Origin of the sequence: Mycobacterium sp. UNC410CL29Cvi84 (assembly GCF_000686745.1) — a bacterium.
Classification (GTDB): domain Bacteria; phylum Actinomycetota; class Actinomycetes; order Mycobacteriales; family Mycobacteriaceae; genus Mycobacterium; species Mycobacterium mucogenicum_B.
In genome coordinates, this window is sequence record NZ_JMLM01000013.1 from 145695 (window position 1) to 162469 (window position 16775).

The window sequence follows — 16775 nt, forward strand, 5'->3', positions numbered from 1 at the left end:
CCGGATGCCGTCACCTCCGTAGATCCAACAACTCTTCCTGGAACCCGCCGAACTGCCGGCCCGGTTCGACGAGGTGCACTTCGAGAATCCAATGGCATTGCCGCCCTTGGGAATCCAGGCGCCGCATCGGCAGGTCCGAGCCGGGTGCCACATAGGAGTCGATCTCGTGGCCACGAATCTTCTCGTGCGGGAACTCCCCCACGAGGTGTCCGGCGATCGCACCGCCGAATTCCCAGCCGGCGGCGCGACTCAGCTCGACGACGTGGTCGAACAGCTGCGCGCCGGTGATATCCGGGGTCGACTCGAAGTGCGCCCGCGCCGCTTCCCACACTTTGGGTAAGTCGTTGCGCAAGGCCAGCTTTCGCGGATCGTCACCGAGCACGAAGGTGCGGCCGAAGTCGGCTTCCCACTCCTCGAAGAGCGGGCCGAGGTCGACGAACACGATGTCGTCGTCGGCGATCACCCGGTCGGGCGGGTTCTCCCGCGCGGTCGCGAGCGTGTTCTCGCCGCCGTGCACGATCCGCTTGTGCCAGTGCCGCGTGACGCCGAGGATTTCGGCCGCCAGATCACGGATCTCGTCGGTCACCTGACGCTCGCCGACGCCGGGCCGGATCAGCCCGCGTTCCTCGATGGCGACGAACAGTTCCGCTGCTTTGTCCTGAGCATCCAGAAGCCGCGCGGCCCGCATGCCCTCGTCAAACTTCTCCACCGCACCGATGCTAGGCGGGCCGCACGAACTCCCACCCGGCCGCCCGCATATCGGCGATGGCCCCGGCGTAGCCGGCTGCGGTACCCGAGCCCGGATGGTTCATGTGGGAGATGACGACAGAACCGGGCTGCGCACCAACGACATTCGCGCGCACCCGGGCGGCCGGCAAGGTGGCGCCGCAGTCGCCGTTGACGCTGAAGCCGAGCGGCTGCAACCCGAGGTCGCGCACGATCTGCACGGCCACGTCGTCGTAGTGGGCGGTGCCCGGCCGGAACCAGGTGGGCGCCCGGCCGGTCAACGCGGTGAGCTTCAGCTGGTTGCCCCACACCTCGTCGACGACCTCGGCGGCCGACCGTGTGCCGGCGATGCCATAAGCGGCACGACCGGTCACCGACAGCGGCACATGACGGGTGCCGTGGTTGCCGATCTCGAACAGCGGGTTGGCGGCCAGCTGCGCGGCCCGGTCCGGGTGCTGGTCGATCCACCGGGAGTTGAAGAAGAGCACCGCGGGCACGTTGTTGCGCTGCAACGTGTCGAGCAGCGCCTCGTCGACACCGCCGCGGCAGGCGTCGAACGTCAGGGCGATCTGGCGCCCGCCCGCGGGGACCGAGGTGACGATCCCGGGCAGCGCCATCCCCCACTGGGTCGGTACCCGGCGCGCGTACTGGCCGGCGACGGCGCTCGGATCCTGCGCTGCGGCGCTCGGTGCGGCCAATGCCAGCGAACCGGCGGCCGCCGCCCCAGCAGCCAGGAAGGCGCGTCTGGTTATCACCGGACGGACGCTAGGCCGGGACTCTGAACACCGAGTGTCCGGAGCCTGTGAGTTCGCCGCGAACCACGTGAACGGCGGGCCACCCTATGGTTGAGAGTCGAGGAGCCGATGCTCGATGGCCACCAGGAGTCGATCATGTCGTTGGTAGTACCGCCTTATCCCCCGGCCCGGTACACATCCGATCAGCCGGAAGTAAGTGCCACGCTGCGACGCGGTGACGAGCCGCCCGATTACGACTCGCACGGCGTGATCCAGTACCACTACCTGGCCAACCAGAAGAAGACCGCGGGCGACTACGGCCTGTACCGCGTCGACATCGCGCCGCACGGCGGCGGCCCGGGCCCGCATTTCCACCGCGCCATGTCCGAGGCTTTCTTCGTGCTGTCCGGCACCATGACGCTCTACGACGGCAGCGACTGGGTCGAGGCCGGCCCCAACGACTTCCTCTACGTCCCGCCGGGCGGCATCCACGGTTTCCGCAACGAGGCCGACGAGTCCGCGTCGGTTCTGATGTTGTTCGCCCCGGGCGCTCCCCGGGAGGCCTATTTCGAAGGGTTCGGCGAACTCGCCGACATGACCGACGACGAACGTCGTGAGTGGTTCATCAAGCACGACAACTTCTTCGTGGAATAGCGCCCGGCGGTCGGGCCAGGACCGGCGTTCCTCTCGAGCGGTGCACATTGAGTCATTTGTCTCTACCGGCCAGTAACACAAACATCCCATGATGTGCGTTGCCGTCAATATTTGTTCGATCCGTGATCGAACCGACGGAAAAGTCAGGTAGACGCTGCCGCCACCGTCCGGCCGCAGCGAATGAGAGGAAACCCATCTTGCACGCCGCCGTTCGATCGTCCGTCCTTTCCGGAGCCACACTGCTGACGGCAGGAGCCATCGCAGTCACTCCCGTCCAACCACTGGCGCACATGCCGTCGCTCCCGTCCATCAGTCACGCGATGTCGACCGCCGCCGTCAACCTGACCAGCAGTCCGTTCGACCTGTACGGCCAGGTGCTCGGGACGGCCACCGCAAACCTGCAGGCCGACCTCAAGTCCTATATGGAGCTGGGCCTGTTCCCGATCCTGCGCCAGGTGCTGACCAACCAGGTCGGCACCATCGGCGGTCTGGTCAACGCCCTCGGCGAGAGCGGCAAGGCCGTGGTCACGGCGCTGACCAAAGAGGTGCCCGGCTACCTCGGGGCCGCCTTCAACGACCTCGGCAAGGCCAACGTCGAGGGCGCGCTCAACAACCTCCAGCTGGCGATCGTGCTGCCCATCTTCGCCGCGATCAACCCGATCGGGCCCCTGCCGAAGGCCCTGGGCAACCTGATTTCGCAGCCGCTGAAGAGCGTCATCAACATCGCCAACGATCTGCCGAACATCCTGCTCGAGCTCGGCGTCGGCCTCATCGGACCGGTCGCCAGCACCCTGGGCGCGATGGGCACCGCCACCCAGAACGTCATCAACGCGGTGAAGGCCGGCGACCTCGGCAAGCTGGCGACCGCCGTCATCCAGGCGCCGGCCACCGTCATCGACGGCCTGCTCAACGGTGGCTACGGACCCAACCTCGGTGCGCTGCTGGGAATCAACATCCCCGGCTTCAACATCTATGGCGGCGGCCTGTTCGGCGGCGGGGCAACCGTCCCCGGCGGCACCACGATCGCCGGCACGGTGCAGGCGATCGTCGCCGTCGTGAAGTCGATCCTCAACGACATCACCCCGGCCAAGCCGGCTGCGACGGCCGCGACGACCACCACCAAGGCCGCCTCCGACATCACCGCCCTGCCCTCCACCACGGCCGCGACGGTGACGCTGAGCACCGCCGCGACGACCAAGGCCGTGACGACCGACACCGCGAGCACCGACAAGACCAAGACGGCCGGGTCGACGAGCGAGTCGACCGGTTCGGCAACCGAGGGCACCACCAAGGCCGGCAGCCCGACGGGCGATACCACCGGAACATCGAGCGACGGCACGGCCGGCAGCTCGAACACCGAGGGCACCACCAAGACCGGCACGTCGACGGGCTCGAGCACCGACGGCACGACGGGCTCGACCTCGGGCTCGACCTCGGCCGGTGACGGCAAGTCCGGCGACAGCAAGTCGGGTGACACCAAGGCCGGTGACACCAAGACGGGTTCCAGCTCCAGCTCCAACAGCTCGGGCTCCGGTTCGTCCTCGTCGTCGTCGTCCTCGTCCTCGTCCTCGTCCTCGGGCAGCGATGGCACCAAGACGACCACCCCCGGTCGCAAGGGCAATCAGGGCAAGGCGGGCTCCGACTCGGGTTCGACCTCGGGCTCGGGTTCAACCTCGGGTTCGGCCTCCGGATCGGACTCGGGCGCCAAGGGTGGCAGCACCAAGGGCGGCAGTGACAAGGGCTCTCACACCGGCTCGAAGACCAAGTCGAAGTCGCACAGCGCGGCCTGACGAGTAACACCGGTCGGCGGCGGCGGATTTTCCGTCGCCGCCGACTTTTCATTTGCGGCCGTCAGGGACGATCGCTCGTCCAGGTCGCGGGGCGCGCCACATCATGGATCTGATGACGGCTCGTGACACCGAGCTTGGGAAACGATCGATACAGGTGGTTGGACACCGTTCGCACCGACAGGTTCAAGATCGTCGCGATCTGCGGATTGGTGTACCCCTCGCTCACGAGGTAGACCACGTTGTGTTCCTGCGAGCTCAATGCGCCGGTCTGCACCGATGACGACTGCGGACGCACCCCGGCCGCCCGCAGTTCCCGGGTACACAGGTCGACCCACGGCGCCGCGCCGAGGTCCTGCATGACGGTCAGGGCCGCGGCCAACTGATGCTGGCAGTCCCGGCGGCGTCGGTGCCGGCGCAGCCAGCCGGCGTAGCTGATCCGCAGCCGCGCCCGCTCGAACGGCCAGCGGTTGCCGGCCGGATCGGCGAGGGCCTCGAAATAGCGCGCCCCGGCGGTGTCCGGATTGAGGACGGCGTCCGCGTGCGCGACCAGCTGGGTCAACCGCGGTGACACGGACCTGGGCAGATGACTCAGGATTCGGGCCAGTTGATCGCGGGCTTGGCCGATCCGGCCCGTCGACACCGCGGCCTCGGCGTAGTCCGGCAGCGCCAGATACGACGCATACGCGTGCAACGGCAATCCGGATTCGTCGAACAGCTCCGCCAATTCGGCGTACGCGGTCGTGTCCTGGTTCTCGGCCAGCGCGATCGACCCCGCGACGTGGTGTATCCACGCCGCCAGCGCGGGCCGGTCCCGGAAGTCGGCCAACGCGGCGGCCGACTTGAGTCGCTCGCGGCTGGTGGCGATCTGACCGCGTCGGGCAGCGACCGTGGCGATCACCAGATCCGCGATGCGGGCGACGACGGGAACGCCGGCGACGACCGCCGACGAGCTCATGGTGGCCGCCGCGTCGACGGCCTCGTCCCAGCGGCCCGACTCCACGAAAGCCCAGCACAGGGCGGTCGACGCCAAGCCGCCGAAGCGCGGTGCCAGCGCTCCGGTGTGTGCGCCGCGCAGGCAGCGCACCGCGAGGTCGGGTTCCCCGGCGAGCCAGGCCGACGCACCGACGGCGGTGAGCCCGACGGCGTCGCCGACCCGACCGGACAGCGCGATGATCTCCGGCAACTGCAGATGGGCCAGGTGCGGATCGGTGGCGGTGCGGATCCACAGCCGGTCGGCGAGCGCAGACACGTTCCCCGGTGGCGCGGCGTCCTCCAACTGCCGTAGCAGACGGGTGACGCCGCATCGCCCCGCGGCGTCGTCGGCGATGAAACTCACTGTCGCGGCCACCCGGAGCGACTCCCAGGCGATCGCGGGGGCGATATCGATCGCCAGTCCGGCCGACTCGAGCAGCATGTCCAGAACCCGCTGATTGTCGGCATGCCAGCACCGCGCCGACCCCAACTCGGTGTGGGCGCGCACCCGGGAGATGACGTCATCGACGCCGTCGAGCGCACACCGGCTGAGCGCCGCGGCCCAGTGCGGGTCACCGGCGTTGCGGGCCAGCGGCGCCGCCCGGACCAGATGCCGGGCGTGCTCACCGGCATCGGTGGTCAGCATCGCGGCGCGCTGCATGGTCACCGCGGCGGCCAGATAGCCGTCCCGGCGCAGCACCTCGTCGCAGGTGTCGGCCAGCTGCGCGGCCAGCGCATCGTCGGGTTTGAGCGCCGCGTGCGCGCGATGCCAGGCCTGCCGGTGCGGCAGCGCCGTCAGGGCGTCGGCCAGTCGGAGATGCGCCGCCGAGCGGGCCGTCGCCGGCGCCCGGTGATACGCCGCCGACCGGATCAGCGGGTCCAGGAACCGCACCCCGCTCGACGTCACACGGACGATCCCGGCGACCTCGGCCGGCGCGAGGATCTCGGGGTCCGCCAGCGCCGCGGGCATCAGCTGCCGCAGATCCTGGTCGGATGCCGCCGCGAGTACCAGCAGCGCGGCCCGCGTCGCACCGGGCAGCAGCGACAGGCGGCGGCTGTAAATACCGAGGCTGGCGTCGGGCAGCGCCAAGGGTTCGGCGGCGGGACCCACCGTGACGTCGTCGGCCGCGGCGGTCTCGGCGAAGGCGATGACGGCCGCCGGGTTACCCGCGGCCGCGGTCAGCACCTGCTCGCGCCGTAACCCGCGCGGTACAACCGGCTGCCGGTCGAGCAGCACGGCGGCATCGGCGCGCTCGAGCGGCGACAGCTCGATCTCGACGGCGCGGCCGCCACCGCTGAGGATCTTTCCGGCCGTCGCCGGGATCGCCAGCACGACGGTCAGGGACCGCCCTGCGCTGCGACGGGCCGCGAACATCATCGCGGTGCGCGACGGCGCGTCGAGCCACTGCCCGTCATCGATGCAGACCAGGACCGATTGCTGCCGCTCGACGGCGCCGAGAAGTTCGAGCAGGGCCATGGCGACCCGGACGGTGTCGAGTTGCTCTCCGCTCGGCGATCGCAGCGCCTCGTCGATGATGCGGTGGTATTGCTCGGCCTCGCCGCCCCAACACCCGAGCGCGTGGATCAGCTGGTGCACACCGGCGAACGGGGTGTCGGATTCACCCGGCGTCCCGGCGATCGACAGCACCCGGAAACCGACCTCGCAGGCGTGGCGGCAGGCGGCGTCGAGCAGCGCGGTCTTGCCGGACCCGGCTGCACCGGAGACCACCACGGTGCGCCCGCGCGGGGTATCGCTGATCGCGGCCATCAACCTCGAAAGCTGTTCGCCGCGACCGACGAGCTCCGGTGGCGGCACGGCCAACCGCTGCTGACAGGGCTCAGCGACCACACCACCTCCTGTGATCCACATCCCACCCGATGCCGAACGTTAGGCAGGCCTCACTCCACTGTCAACTAATTAGTTAGTTAGCAAACGCCGACCAAGAAGCTAAAATCCCCGAAATGGGCCACCCGCGGGATTCCGACGCCACTCGCGCGCGGCTGCTCTGCGCGGCGACCACCGAATTCGCCCAGTACGGCATCGCCGGGGCGCGGGTTGATCGCATCGCCGCCAACGCCGGCGCCAACAAGGCGCAGATCTATCACTACTTCGGCAGCAAAGATCAGCTGTTCGACGCCGTCTGGGCTTCGATGACACAGCGGTTCTTCGCCGACAGCCCGGTGGTCGCCGACGACCTGCCCGGCTATGCCGCGCACCTGATCGACGTCTACGCCGGCCAGCCCGAAGTCGGCCGGCTGATCGCCTGGCACCGACTCGAACGGGCCGACGACTCCGCCGCGGGCTTTCCCGGCGAGACGATGCACGAGCAGATCGCGTCCATCGCCGCCGCCCAGGCCGAGGGCAAGCTCACCGGTGAACTTCCCGCGCCGGTGCTGTTCACCCTGGTCCTCACCATCGCGTCGATGTGGCACAACCTCAGCCCCACACTGCTCGCCGTGATCGGCATCGACGACCACGCCCAGCGCAAGGCGATCGTCTGCGACGCGGTGACGCGCCTGATCACCACGTCGGCCGGCGACACCGACGAGCCGAGCGCCAGGACACGCCGGGCAAATGTGCATCCGCCAAACCCGTTGCCCTAGACTGCCCTTCGACCAAGGAGGAGTCTTCGGGTGCGGGCTTATGCAGCGCCCAGCACCCAGGCTTTGCGGGGCTGGCAGCGTCGGGCTTTGGTGCGGTATCTGACCGCCAAGCCACGTGATTTTCTTGCGGTCGCAACGCCGGGCGCAGGCAAAACGACCTTCGCCCTGCGGATCGCCGGTGAGTTGCTGACGGAGCGCACCGTCGACCAGGTTGTGGTCGTCGTCCCGACCGAGCACCTCAAGACGCAGTGGGCGGAAGCCGCCGCGCGCGTCGGCATGGCGCTGGACCCCAAGTTCAGCAACTCGACGGGCCAGACGTCCTCGGACTACCACGGCATCGTCGTCACCTACGCCCAGGTCGCGAGCCACCCGACCAAGCACCGGGTGCGCACCGAGAACCACAAGACGCTGGTGATCTTCGACGAGGTCCACCACGGCGGCGACGCGAAGAGCTGGGGCGAGGCCATCCGCGAGGCCTACGACGACGCGACGCGGCGCCTCTGCCTGACCGGGACCCCGTTCCGGTCAGACGACAGCCCCATCCCGTTCGTGCAGTACGAGCCCGACGGCAGCGGCCATCAGCAGTCGGTGGCCGACCACACCTACGGCTACTCCGACGCGCTCGCCGACGGCGTGGTGCGCCCGGTGGTGTTCATGGCCTACTCCGGTGAGGCCCGCTGGCGCGACAGCGCCGGCGAGGAGCACGCGGCTCGACTCGGCGAACCACTCACTGCCGAGCAGACGGCCCGGGCCTGGCGCACCGCACTGAACCCCGAGGGTGAATGGATGCCTGCGGTGATCGCCGCGGCCAACAAGCGGCTGGGCCAGTTGCGGCAGAGCATCCCGGACGCCGGCGGCATGATCATCGCCACCGACCAGACGACGGCCCGCGCCTACGCCAAGTTGCTGCACACCATCACCGGTGAGGAGGCGACGGTCATCCTGTCGGATGACCCGACGGCGTCGGCGCGCATCTCGCAGTTCTCCGAGGGCACCAGCCGCTGGCTCGTCGCGGTCCGCATGGTGTCCGAGGGCGTCGACGTGCCGCGGCTCGCGGTCGGGGTGTACGCCACGAGTGCGTCGACTCCCCTGTTCTTCGCGCAGGCGATCGGCCGGTTCGTGCGCCTGCGCCGCAAGGGTGAGACGGCCAGCATCTTCCTGCCGTCGGTGCCGAACCTGCTGGAGCTGGCCAGCGAGCTGGAGCGCGAGCGCAACCACGTGCTCGGCAAGCCGCACCGCGTGTCCGACGGGCTCGACGACGAACTGCTCGAGCAGGCGCAGAAGAAGGAAGACGAGAAGTCGGAGCTGGAGAACGGCTTCGAGATGCTCGGTTCGGACGCCGAGCTGGATCAGGTGATCTTCGACGGCTCGTCGTTCGGTACCGCGACGGAGACCGGCAGCGACGAGGAAGCCGACTACCTGGGCATCCCGGGTCTGCTCGACCCCAGTCAGATGCGGGATCTGCTGAGCAAGCGCCAGGACGAGCAGCTCCAGAAGCGCAGCGCCAAGGCCGCCGCCACGGGCGCACCGCCTCCCCCCATGACCACGCACGGCCAGCTGCGCGAGCTGCGCAAAGAGCTGAACCTGCTGGTTGCTGCGTTCCATCACCGCACGGGCCGGCCGCACGGCTGGATTCACAACGAGCTGCGGCGCCGGCACCCCGGCCCCCCGGTGGCGGCCGCGACCCGCGAACAGCTGCAGGACCGCATCGCCGCGATCCGCAACATGCAGCGCGAGCTGACGGCTTAATCTACTTGCCACACTCGCCCCCGCAAGCGGGAGGTACCCCCACAACGCGGCTCGTACCTCGCCGCTTGATCGTCGTGCGGCCTAGAGCCCGAGCAGCTCCGGCAGATCCGCGACGGAGTCCACCACGTAGTTCGGCTGCATCGCGAATTCGTCTGCGGCCCAACGGTCCAGCGTGTCCTGGCGGAACTTGCCGGTGCGCACCAGCACGCCCGTCATGCCGACGACCTGGGCCGCGAGCACGTCGTTGTTGAGGTCGTCGCCGACCATGTACATCTCTTCGGGTTCGACGCCGAGCCGCGCGGCCGCGGTGAAGAACCCGGCGGGTGCGGGCTTGCCGACGGCGGTGCCCTGATAGCCGGTGGTCTGTTCCAGCCCGGCCAGATAGAGCCCGGTGTCCACCCGCAGGCCGTCGGCGGTGTTCCACGCGTTGCTGCGGTGCATGGCGACCACGGGGACGCCACGGGCCATCCAGTCGTAGACCCAGCTGAGGGTCAGATGCGTGTATTCGGGTCCCGCGCCACCGAGCAGCACCACATCGGGCGTGTCGGGCTGCTGCGATCCAGCGAAGTCGGAGGCGTACACCAGATCGACACCGGGCATGTCGGCACCGATCTGGCCGCTGTTCACCAGGAAACATCGGGCGCCGGGATAGCGGTCGCGCACGTAGTCGGCCGTCAGCACCGCGGCGGTGACGACCTCGTCGGCGGCGACGTCAATGCCTGCCGCACAAAGCAATTCGGCAATCTGCTCCCGGGTCCGCGTGGTGGTGTTGGTCAGGAACGAGCGGGCGATCTGGTGCTCCTCCAGCGCCCGCAAGGTCTCGGCCGCACCGTCGATCGGACGCCACGAGGTCACCAGGACACCATCGATGTCGAAGAGGACCCCGCCGATTGCCATGGTGCCGACAGTAAACGCCCGCCGCTCCCGCGCAACTCAGGCGGTCCGCTCGGTAGTGTCTTCGGCCATGACCACCAAATGGACCGCCAACGATGTGCCGGACCAGACAGGGCGGGTGGCGATCGTCACCGGCTCCAACACCGGGCTGGGTTACGAGACGGCACGGGTATTGGCGGGCAAGGGCGCTCGCGTGGTGATGGCGGTGCGCGACACCGCCAAGGGTGACGACGCCGCCGTGCGGCTGCGGGCGAGCACCCCGAACGCGGACGTCGTCGTGCAGAAGCTGGACCTGGGTTCCCTGGCTTCGGTCCGCGCGGCGGCCGACGACCTGCGCGCGGCCTATCCGCGGATCGACCTGCTGATCAACAACGCCGGCGTGATGTATCCGCCCAAGCAGACCACGGCCGACGGCTTCGAATTGCAGTTCGGCACCAACCATCTCGGCGCCTTCGCGCTCACCGGCCTGCTCATCGAGAACCTGCTGTCCGTCCCGGGCTCGCGGGTGGTGACCCTCGGCAGCATCGCGCACCGCATCCTCGGGAAGATCGACTTCACCGACCTGCAGTGGGAGAAACGCCGCTACAACCGGGTCGCCGCCTACGGTCAGTCGAAGCTGGCCAACCTGATGTTCGCCTATGAGCTGCAACGCCGGCTCGTGGCCACGAACGCCGAAACCATCTCGGTCGCGGCCCATCCGGGCATCTCCAACACCGAGCTGATGCGCCACATCCCCGGCTCGAGCCTGCCCGGCTTCAACCAGATCAGCGGACTGGTCGCCAATAGCCCCGAGGTCGGCGCGCTGGCCACGCTGCGGGCTGCCGTCGACCCCGACGCGCGGGGCGGCGAGTATTACGGCCCGTCCGGTATCCGGCAGCTGGTCGGCCACCCGGTGCTGGTGCAGTCGAGTGCCCAGTCTCACGACGCCGGCATCCAGCGGCGGTTGTGGACGGTGTCCGAAGAGCTCACCGGCGTCACCTTCACCATCTAGCGCGATGCGGACCGTCGAGGAACATCAGCAGGTCGTCGCCGGGTTGATCAGCACCCGGCCGGCCGTCGCCGTACCGCTCGCCGACGCCCTCGGGCTCGCGCTTGCCGAGGACGTGGTGGCGCCGCTGTCGCTGCCCGGTTTCGACAACTCGGCGATGGACGGTTACGCCGTCCTGGCCGCCGACGTGGCCACCGCCTCCGCCGACAACCCGGTGAAACTGCCTGTCGCCGAAGATATTCCGGCCGGCCGCACCGACCTGCTGACCTTGGCGCCCGGCACCGCGCACCGCATCATGACCGGCGCCATGCTGCCGGCCGGGGCCACCGCGGTGGTCCAGGTCGAGGCCACCGACGGGGCGACCGACGTCGTGTCGATCTACTCGGCGGTCCCCGAAGGCCGAAGCATCCGCCGCGCCGGCGAGGACGTCACCGCCGGGATGACGGTGTTGCCCGCCGGCGAGGTGCTGTCGCCCGCGGCCCTGGGCCTGGCCGCCGCCCTGGGCCTGGCTGAGCTGAAAGTGATTCCGCGGCAACGGGTCCTGGTGCTGTCCACCGGAACGGAGCTGGTCAAACCGGGCACACCGCTGCAGCCGGGCCAGATCTACGAGTCCAACGCCGTGATGCTGGCCGCCGCGCTGCGTGACGCCGGCGCCGACGTCACGACCGCACCGGCGACCTCCGATGACGTCGCGCTGTTCCGGGAGACCCTGGCCGGTCACGCCAGAGACGTCGACCTGATCGTCACCACCGGCGGCGTCAGCGCCGGCGCCTACGAGGTGGTGAAGGACGCCCTCTCCCGAGAAGTCGAGTTCGTGAAGGTCGCCATGCAGCCCGGCATGCCGCAGGGCGCCGGCACTGTCAACGGGACACCGATCATCACGCTGCCGGGCAACCCGGTCTCGGCGCTGGTGTCGTTCGAGGTGTTCATCCGGCCGCCGCTGCGCGCCGCGATGGGGCTGCCATCCGAGAGGCCGCGCCGCTCGGCGACCCTCACCGAGAAGCTGACCTCCCCCGCCGGGAAACGCCAGTTCCGCCGCGGCGTGCTCGGCACCGATGAGCAGGTGAGCAGCTACGGACCGCCGGCGTCGCACCACCTGCGGTGGCTGGCGACGGCAAACTGCCTGCTGGACATCGGCGAGGACGTGATCGAATTAGCGGCTGGATCGCCCGTGCCCGTCTGGGATCTCAGTTAGAGGCCCCCGCAAACCGTAGAATCGAGTCCCCATGGCCAGACCTGCGCGTCCCCCAGCTGACACTCCAGAGTCCGAACTGTCACGTTTCGTCGACCTGGTCCGCTCCACCGTTCCCCCGATCCACCCGGCCGGGCTGCCGTTCGTCGGCGGTGCCCTCGGTGTCGCCGCCATCGGCCACCGCAAGCGCTGGGTCCGGGCGGCCGGTCTCACCGCGGCCGCCGCGTGCGCCGGGTTCTTCCGGCATCCGCCGCGGACACCACCGAGCCGGCCCGGCGTCGTCGTCGCGCCGGCCGACGGCCAGGTGACGCTGATCGACGAGGCCGTCCCGCCCGCCGAGCTGAACCTGTCCGACGAGCCGCTGCCGCGGATCAGCATCTTCCTGTCCCTGTTCGACGCGCATGTGCAGCGCGCGCCGGTGGCCGGTGAGGTGATCACCGTCAAGCACAAGCCGGGCCAGTTCCTGTCCGCCGACAAGGCCGAGGCCAGCGAGGACAACGAGCGCAACAGCATCTGGCTGCGCACCGCCGACGGCCATGACGTCGTCGCGGTGCAGCTCGCCGGTCTGCTGGCCCGCCGCATCGTGTGCAACACGCACCCGGGTGCGCACCTGGCGCTCGGCGAGACGTACGGCCTGATCCGGTTCGGCTCCCGCCTGGACACCTACCTGCCCAAGGGCTCGGTGATCGAAGTCGAGATCGGGCAGCGCGCCATCGGCGGCGAGACCGTGCTGGCAGAACTCCCGACCACCGGATCGCCGGCATGAAACCCCGGATCAAGACTCCGCAGGTGAGCCTGCGGAAGCTGGTCCCCAGCGCCCTGACGGTCGCGGCCATCTGCCTGGGTCTGACGGCGGTCAAGTACGCGCTCGACCACCGGCCCACCGAGGCCATGGCGCTGCTGGCCGGTGCCGCGATCCTCGACGCGCTCGACGGCCGCGCGGCCCGCATGCTCAACGCCACGTCCAAGATGGGCGCCGAGATCGACTCGCTGGCCGACGCCGTGAACTTCGGTGTGGCACCGGCGTTCATCGTGTACGCGACGCTGCTGGAGCACAACACCTCGCCGCTGGCCTGGATCGTGGTGCTGCTGTACGCGGTGTGCATCGTGCTGCGCCTGGCCCGCTTCAACGCCATGCTCGACGTGGAGGGCCCGGCGTTCGAGAAGGAGTTCTTCACCGGTATGCCGGCCCCGGCCGGCGCGATCGGCGCCATCGGCCCACTGGCGGCCAAGATGCAGTTCCCCGGCCCGTGGTGGGATTCGCACTGGGGTCAGGTGTTCATCTGCATCTGGCTGATCGGTGTCTCGCTGCTGGTGGTCAGCACCGTGCCGATGCGCAAGGTGCACACCTTCGCCATCCCGCCGAACATGGCGTTGCCGCTGTTGGCGCTGCTGGCCATCCTGGTGGCCGCGTCGGTGATGTACGGCTACATCGTGATCCTGGTGATCATCGTCGCCTACGTGCTGCACATCCCGTTCGCCATCCGGACCAAGGCCTGGCTGCGTGCGCACCCCGAAGTCTGGGATGACAAACCCAAGGAACAGCGACAGGCACGCCGCGCCATCCGTCGTGCGCAGCCGCGTCGCACCGACCGCGGACAGCGCCGGTCCACGGCCCGACTGCGGTTGCGTAGGCCGGGTCCGCGTCGATGACGCAGGGCGTGCGGGACGCGGCGTCACCTGAACCCCCACCGGGCCAATTGCGGCTCACCGCACGGCTCAACACCTCTGCACTCGACGCCCGTCGCGGCGTGGTGATGCTGCACCCGGAAGCGATTGCCGCCCTGGGCATCCGCGAGTGGGACGCGGTGTCGCTGACCGGCACGCGCACCACCTGCGCGGTGGTCGGCGTGGCCGCCGCCGGGACGCCCCCGGGCACGGCACTGCTCGACGACGTGACGCTGTCCAATGCCGGCATCCGGGCCGACGCGCCGGTGCTGGTGTGTCCCGCGACGGTGTACGGCGCCCGCTCCGTGACCGTCAGCGGTTCGCGGCTGGCCAGCAGCTCGATATCGCCGGCGACGTTGCGAATGGCATTGCTGGGCAAGGTGATGACGGTCGGCGACACGGTGTCGCTGCTGCCGCGCGATCTCGGGCCGGGCACCTCGACGTCCGCGGCGACCGCGGCGCTGGCCACCCAGGTCGGCATCACCTGGACCTCGGAACTGCTCACCGTGACGGGCGTCGACCCCGCCGGCCCGGTCAGTGTGCAACCGAATTCGGTGGTCAGCTGGAGCGACGCGACCGTCGTCGCGGCCACCGCAGCCGCACAGCCGGTGATCTCCCCCGCCGAAACCGTTGATGCCCAAGCTTTTTCGATCGACGATCTCAAGGGCATGACCGCCCAGGTGACCCGCCTGACCGAGTGGCTCAAGCTGGCCCTGGACGAGCCCAAGTTGCTCGAAACGTTGGGCGCCACTGCCAATCTGGGCGTCCTGGTGACCGGGCCCGCGGGCGTCGGGAAGGCCGCCATGGTGCGCACGGTGTGCGCATCGCGTCGACTTGTCGAGCTCGACGGGCCGGAGGTCGGGGCGCTGCGTGCGGAGGACCGGCTGGCCGGTGTCGCGGCTGCGGTGAGTTCAGTGCGCGACGGCGGTGGCGTCCTGCTCATCACCGACATCGACGCACTGCTGCCCGCCGTCGCCGAGCCCGTGGCCACGCTGATCCTGACCGAGCTCCGCAAGGCCGTCGCCAGCCGCGGTGTGGCATTCATCGCGACATCGGCTGTGCCCGACGGTGTGGACGCGCGCCTGCGCGCGCCCGATCTCTGCGACCGCGAGCTGGGACTCACCCTGCCCGACGCGGCCACCCGCAAGGCGCTGCTGGAGGTCCTGCTGCGGTCGGTTCCCGCCAAGGAGCTCAATCTCGATGAGATCGCCCAGCGCACACCGGGATTCGTCGTCGCCGATCTGGCGGCCCTGGTGCGTGAGGCCGCGCTGCGGGCGGCCGCCCGAGCCAGCGCCGACGGTGCCGAACCGGCGCTGACCCAGGATGATCTGACCGGTGCACTGTCGGTGATCCGGCCGCTGTCGCGGTCGGCGACCGAGGAGGTCGCGGTCGGGTCGGTGACCCTCGACGACGTCGGCGACATGGTGGCGACGAAACAGGCGCTGACCGAAGCGGTCCTGTGGCCGCTGCAGCACCCGGACACCTTCGAGCGGTTGGGCGTGGAACCGCCGCGCGGGGTGCTGCTCTACGGGCCGCCCGGCTGCGGCAAGACGTTCCTGGTGCGGGCATTGGCCAGCTCGGGCCGGTTGTCGGTGCATGCCGTCAAGGGCGCCGAGTTGATGGACAAATGGGTCGGCTCGTCGGAGCGTGCGGTGCGCGAATTGTTCCAGCGCGCACGCGATTCCGCGCCGTCACTGGTGTTCCTTGACGAGATGGACGCGCTGGCGCCGCGCCGCGGGCAGAGCTTCGATTCCGGCGTCACCGACCGCGTGGTGGCCGCATTGCTCACCGAGCTGGACGGCATCAACCCGCTGCGCGACGTCGTGGTGGTGGGTGCCACCAACCGGCCGGATCTGATCGATCCCGCGCTGCTGAGACCGGGCCGACTGGAGAAGCTGGTGTTCGTCGAGCCGCCCGACGCCGACGCCCGTCGCGACATCCTGCGTACCGCAAGCAAATCCATCCCCCTGACGCCCGAGGTCGACCTCGGCGAGCTGGCGGGTGAGCTCGACGGCTACAGCGCCGCCGATTGCGTCGCCCTGCTGCGCGAGGCGGCGCTGACCGCGATGCGCCGGTCCATCGACGCCGCCGATGTCACCGCGGCCGACGTGGCCAAGGCCCGTGAGACGGTGCGGCCGTCACTGGATCCCGTTCAGGTGCAATCACTTCGGGAGTTCGCCGAGGGCCACTAGGACCCTGCCAGACCCACGACGGCACGCATCGCGGCCCGGACGCGGCGTTCCAGCTCACCGGGGTCGGTGCTGTCGAACTTGCCGTCCAGGAACAGGAACGCCAGGCCGTGCACCAGCGCCCAGACGGCGTCGCTCAACGCGTCGGCATCCGCATCCGGGAACACGCGGGCGACGTTCGCGCGGAGGTAGGCCGAGATCGCCGCGACGGCGTCGGCCCGCTCGGGGCTGCCGGCATCGCCCTGCTCGCTGAACATCGCCCGGAAGAGGGCGGGACGCCGCAGCGCGAACTGGACGTAGGCGATGGCGACGTCGGCGATCTCGTCGGCCGTCGACGGTGACGGGCTGACGGCCACGAGGTCCTGAGCCAGTTCGCGATAACCGACGGCCGCGACGGCGGACATCAGCGCGTCACGGTCCTGGTAATGCCGGTAGGGGGCGGCCGCGGTGACCCCGGCGTGCCGGGCGACGGCGCGCATCGACAACGCCGCGGCGCCCTCCTCTTCCAGCAACGCCAGCGCCGACTGCACCAGCGCGGTCCGCAGATCGCCGTGGTGGTACGTCACTTTCGACGTCATCATGCGTCCCGTCTCACAAATGTTGACACTGTTTACA

At 69.6% G+C, this 16775-nt stretch carries 14 protein-coding genes; 9 read left to right on the forward strand and 5 right to left on the reverse strand.

The features are described from left to right. Positions 1 to 10: 10 nt before the first annotated feature. Together BR47_RS0119500 and BR47_RS0119505 are read right to left on the reverse strand one after the other, a co-directional pair. On the reverse strand, positions 11 to 688 hold the full coding sequence (locus tag BR47_RS0119500) for a M24 family metallopeptidase (RefSeq protein WP_036420525.1): 678 nt from the start codon (positions 686 to 688) through the stop codon (positions 11 to 13). 31 nt (positions 689 to 719) lie between these two features. Further along, positions 720 to 1481, reverse strand: a complete 762-nt coding sequence (locus tag BR47_RS0119505; protein ID WP_029105146.1) for a polysaccharide deacetylase family protein — start codon at positions 1479 to 1481, stop codon at positions 720 to 722. Between the two features lie 135 nt (positions 1482 to 1616). On the opposite strand from BR47_RS0119505, the gene BR47_RS0119510 reads away from it, so the two are divergent. Both BR47_RS0119510 and BR47_RS32175 read left to right on the forward strand, forming a co-directional pair. Further along, positions 1617 to 2114, forward strand: a complete 498-nt coding sequence (locus BR47_RS0119510) for a cupin domain-containing protein (RefSeq protein WP_029120520.1) — start codon at positions 1617 to 1619, stop codon at positions 2112 to 2114. 290 nt (positions 2115 to 2404) lie between these two features. Beyond that, positions 2405 to 3904 (forward strand): hypothetical protein, encoded by a 1500-nt coding sequence (locus BR47_RS32175; protein WP_051634890.1) that lies wholly within the window; start codon positions 2405 to 2407, stop codon positions 3902 to 3904. A gap of 61 nt (positions 3905 to 3965) precedes the next feature. On the opposite strand, the gene BR47_RS0119520 is transcribed toward BR47_RS32175, so the two are convergent. Next, positions 3966 to 6725, reverse strand: a complete 2760-nt coding sequence (locus BR47_RS0119520) for a helix-turn-helix transcriptional regulator (protein ID WP_177127407.1) — start codon at positions 6723 to 6725, stop codon at positions 3966 to 3968. A 113-nt stretch (positions 6726 to 6838) separates the two neighbouring features. On the opposite strand from BR47_RS0119520, the gene BR47_RS30920 reads away from it, so the two are divergent. Next, positions 6839 to 7480 carry a TetR/AcrR family transcriptional regulator gene (locus BR47_RS30920; protein ID WP_020101122.1) on the forward strand — a complete coding sequence of 214 codons (642 nt, stop codon included), beginning with the start codon at positions 6839 to 6841 and terminating at the stop codon, positions 7478 to 7480. A gap of 30 nt (positions 7481 to 7510) precedes the next feature. Beyond that, entirely contained in the window at positions 7511 to 9229 is a 1719-nt protein-coding gene (locus BR47_RS0119530; RefSeq protein ID WP_029105144.1) for a DEAD/DEAH box helicase, read from the forward strand. A gap of 81 nt (positions 9230 to 9310) precedes the next feature. Here the strand turns inward: BR47_RS0119530 and BR47_RS0119535 are convergent, their stop codons facing one another. Continuing rightward, positions 9311 to 10126, reverse strand: a complete 816-nt coding sequence (locus BR47_RS0119535) for an HAD-IIA family hydrolase (RefSeq protein WP_020101120.1) — start codon at positions 10124 to 10126, stop codon at positions 9311 to 9313. Between the two features lie 67 nt (positions 10127 to 10193). Between BR47_RS0119535 and BR47_RS0119540 the strand changes: the two genes are divergently transcribed. Genes BR47_RS0119540 through BR47_RS0119560 form a run of 5 tightly spaced genes read left to right on the forward strand, consistent with a single transcriptional unit; the run spans position 10194 to position 16163 of the window. Then, positions 10194 to 11114: an SDR family NAD(P)-dependent oxidoreductase gene (locus BR47_RS0119540; protein WP_029120522.1), complete on the forward strand. Its 921-nt coding sequence runs from the start codon at positions 10194 to 10196 to the stop codon at positions 11112 to 11114. A 4-nt stretch (positions 11115 to 11118) separates the two neighbouring features. Next, on the forward strand, positions 11119 to 12306 hold the full coding sequence (moeA, locus tag BR47_RS0119545) for a molybdopterin molybdotransferase MoeA (RefSeq protein ID WP_029120523.1): 1188 nt from the start codon (positions 11119 to 11121) through the stop codon (positions 12304 to 12306). Positions 12307 to 12337: 31 nt separating this feature from the next. Further along, positions 12338 to 13069, forward strand: coding sequence for a phosphatidylserine decarboxylase (locus BR47_RS0119550; RefSeq protein WP_029120524.1), 732 nt, complete (start codon positions 12338 to 12340; stop codon positions 13067 to 13069). Beyond that, complete coding sequence (pssA, locus tag BR47_RS0119555) at positions 13066 to 13956, forward strand: CDP-diacylglycerol--serine O-phosphatidyltransferase (protein WP_020101116.1); 891 nt, start codon at positions 13066 to 13068, stop codon at positions 13954 to 13956. Before BR47_RS0119550 ends, pssA begins: the two co-directional genes overlap by 4 nt. Then, positions 13953 to 16163: an AAA family ATPase gene (locus BR47_RS0119560; protein ID WP_029120525.1), complete on the forward strand. Its 2211-nt coding sequence runs from the start codon at positions 13953 to 13955 to the stop codon at positions 16161 to 16163. The genes pssA and BR47_RS0119560 overlap by 4 nt, the downstream gene beginning before the upstream one ends. On the opposite strand, the gene BR47_RS0119565 is transcribed toward BR47_RS0119560, so the two are convergent. After that, entirely contained in the window at positions 16160 to 16741 is a 582-nt protein-coding gene (locus BR47_RS0119565; RefSeq protein WP_029120526.1) for a TetR/AcrR family transcriptional regulator, read from the reverse strand. The two genes, BR47_RS0119560 and BR47_RS0119565, sit on opposite strands and share 4 nt — an antisense overlap. Positions 16742 to 16775 lie beyond the last annotated feature (34 nt).